The following is a 2472-nucleotide window of genomic DNA, read 5'->3' on the forward strand; positions in this document are numbered from 1 at the left end:
AGTACGTGAGCAAGTAAAAAAAAAGGGCAATGGACAACCCTGATGATTATCGACTCCCAAGCAGTGAAAAACACCTGCAATGCCAGCATCTCTTCCAAAGGATTTTGTTTTTACAAAGCTACTAATGGCATCAAAAGACATCTAGCAGTAGATCCCTTGGGTTTCCCATTTTTTAGTTACTGTACCAAAGCATCGGTGTCTGACGATGTGGGATTAATTGAAATGTTATCTAACAACATTGATTACTTCAAATCTAAACCCGTCAATATTGCCAAGATTACCATCTTACAAGACCGGCGGATATCACCCAGAAAAGCTGACACAGGAATTCGAGAAAATTTATCCTCAGATTATGACCAAAATTAGAGTTGAACTTTCGGCGAAACCATCCAAAGCTCAGAAGGAAAAAGAAGGGAAAAGTGGCTTTGTCCCAGTCAAAGCTCGGTGGGGAATCGAAAGAACGAATTCGTGGATGGAAAGATGCAAGAGTTTGGTGAAGAACTTTGAAAGAACTCTTGAGCATGCGAACACCAAGATAAGTCTCTGTTTTGTTCGACTGATGTTGAAAAGATTAGCTGCTGCTTAAAAAGATTTCAAATGGGTTCTATAATTATTCAAACAATGGATATTCCTTGGTTTTGGTCATCTCTGACTCAAGACCATCAGCAAAAGGTTCACAGAGTAAGGCGATGACAGTAGATCAGCTCATAGATGTACTCACAGTTATGGGGTACACTAAATTGACTTCCCTTCAGGAATGGATTCTGTACCAAGCCTGGGAAGAAAAAACCTATGCCGAGATGGCGGAGGAGATACACTACGGTAGTGAATATCTCAGGAGAATCGCTTCTAAGTTATGGCTATTGCTCAGCAAGATTTTTCACAAACCAATCACCAAGGGCAACTTCAAACCAGTTTTAGCTAGCATTCCTCTGAATCCCTTACACCAAGAGCGAATCAAGAAATATTACCAATCCTTGAGCCAATCTCCAACCTTTCCCATTGGAGTAGTCCCACTCTCATCAGCCTTTTACATTAAACGTCCCCCTGTCGAAGAAATGGCTTACCAAGCCATTGAGGAACTCGGAAGTCTAATCCTGATTAGATCCCCGAAAGAGACCGGTAAAACCTCTTTGATGCTGCGGATAGTAGACGGGGCAAAATCCCTGGGTTACAGAACAGTATGGATTAATTTTGCCCAAGCAGAAAGAACGATTTTAAGTAATTTAGATCGGCTATTACGTTGGTTGTGTGCTAATGTATGTAATCAACTGGTGCTTGCCAAGGAATTGGATGACTATTGGGATGAGGACATCGGCAGTAAAGCAAGCTGTAGCTCTTTTTTTGAAGGACATATCTTAGCGTCCCTTGAACAGCCCCTAGTTTTGGTGATGGATGAAGTGAATTTGCTCCTTGAGCATAAGCAAACAGCTCTTGACTTTTTTATTCTGTTGCGATCTTGGTCTGAGGCTGCCAAATACATGACACCTTGGCAAAAGCTGCGGCTTGTGCTGGCTTACTCCACAGAAGTTGATATTCCTGTTAAAACGTTCGACTATTTATCGAAGTTAGGATTGCCCATTGAATTACCGCAGTTTAACCCTCAACAAATTCAGCAGTTAGCCCAGCTTTATGGACTCGATTGGTTTAGAGGTCAAGCTAGCGAGAAATTAATGGCTATGGTGGGGGGACATCCGAAATTAGTTCAGCTTGCTCTCTATCACTTGGCTTGTCAAAACCTTAGCCTAGAAAAACTTCTTGAGCAAGCACCTACCCGAGAGGGAATTTATAGGGATCATCTGCTGCTAAAATTAACTAGACTTAGGCAAAATGCTGAGTTAGCAACTTTCTTCAACAAGGTGATTCAAACCGATAGAGGTGTTGAGTTAGATTCAATCTTAATCAATAGATTAAAAAATCTAGGTTTGATAACCTTTGACGAAAATCACGTCATGCCAAGTTGTGATTTATATCGTCAGTATTTCTTAGCACAGCTTAATGAGAAGTGATTTATCGCCAAGGGAGCATTCAGCCGTCAGCCGTCAGCCGTCAGCCTTGGCCTTTGGGCGACGCTACGCGAATGGCTACGCTACTGTTCGCGCAGCGTGCGCGTAGCGCAATCGGTGCTATCAGCTATCAGCTATTGGCCGTAGGCCACGCTAGTTGAGGTGTTTATGGGAGGAAAGTTCCAGCGTCGAAGCCTCTTCCAGGCTACTGTTCGCGCAGCGTGCGCGTAGCGCAATCGGTGCTTTTGAATAAAATAAGCTGACGGCTGACGGCTGACCGCTGAATGCTGAATGCCTGAGCTTGTTCAAGCAATTGTTTAAGCTGTAGGCTATTAACTAATGAGTAGTAAAGGAGGTGGGCTTGAGCGGTAAGCTAATTGTTTTCGAGGGAGTGGAAGGTGGTGGTAAAACTACCCAACTACAGCGATGCTCAAATTGGCTTCGAGCTGGTGGCTTACAAGACTGT

4 protein-coding genes are annotated in these 2472 nt (G+C 43.3%); all 4 read left to right on the forward strand.

Annotation, left to right across the window (positions count from 1 at the left end):
- Positions 1 to 42 precede the first annotated feature (42 nt).
- Positions 43 to 366 (forward strand): hypothetical protein, encoded by a 324-nt coding sequence (locus F6K49_RS41220; protein WP_293074979.1) that lies wholly within the window; start codon positions 43 to 45, stop codon positions 364 to 366.
- On the forward strand, positions 353 to 586 hold the full coding sequence (locus tag F6K49_RS41225; RefSeq protein WP_293074976.1) for a transposase: 234 nt from the start codon (positions 353 to 355) through the stop codon (positions 584 to 586). Before F6K49_RS41220 ends, F6K49_RS41225 begins: the two co-directional genes overlap by 14 nt.
- Positions 587 to 725: 139 nt before the next feature.
- Complete coding sequence (locus F6K49_RS41230; RefSeq protein ID WP_293106846.1) at positions 726 to 2009, forward strand: AAA-like domain-containing protein; 1284 nt, start codon at positions 726 to 728, stop codon at positions 2007 to 2009.
- The gene (locus tag F6K49_RS41235; RefSeq protein ID WP_158069618.1) at positions 2006 to 2167 is read left to right on the forward strand and encodes a hypothetical protein; all 162 of its coding nucleotides are present in this window, start codon (positions 2006 to 2008) and stop codon (positions 2165 to 2167) included. Before F6K49_RS41230 ends, F6K49_RS41235 begins: the two co-directional genes overlap by 4 nt.
- Positions 2168 to 2472: the final 305 nt, after the last annotated feature.

This window comes from Moorena sp. SIO3I6 (assembly GCF_010672095.1).